At 41.0% G+C, this 417-nt stretch carries 1 pseudogene; it reads left to right on the top strand.

The window, feature by feature from the left end:
* Positions 1–417 (top strand): annotated as a pseudogene (locus tag FC30_RS09545) (glycosyl hydrolase 53 family protein); the annotation flags it as partial.

The raw sequence follows: 417 nt of genomic DNA on the forward strand, positions 1-417 counted from the left end.
AAAGCATGCATATTACAATGAAGACGGCTGGATGCAATATGGTTGGCAACGAGTAAACAATGAAGCGCATTACTTTGATACATATGATGGAGCGATGGCTGTCGGTGAAAAGAAGATCAATGATCATTGGTATCTTTTCGATAAAGATGGAAATATGCAACGTGGCATCCAAGATCTACGCCCATACGGATCTGAGAAGCATGCATATTACAATGAAGATGGCTGGATGCAATACGGTTGGCAATGGGTAAATAATGCGACACATTACTTTGACACATATGATGGAGCAATGGCAACTGGTGAAAAGAAGATCAACGGTCATTGGTATCTTTTCGATAAAGATGGAAATATGCAACGCGGTATCCAAGATCTACGCCCATACGGATCTGAGAAGCATGCATATTACAATGAAGATGG

This window comes from Ligilactobacillus animalis KCTC 3501 = DSM 20602, assembly GCF_001434535.1.
In the GTDB taxonomy this organism is placed as follows: Bacteria; Bacillota; Bacilli; order Lactobacillales; family Lactobacillaceae; genus Ligilactobacillus; species Ligilactobacillus animalis.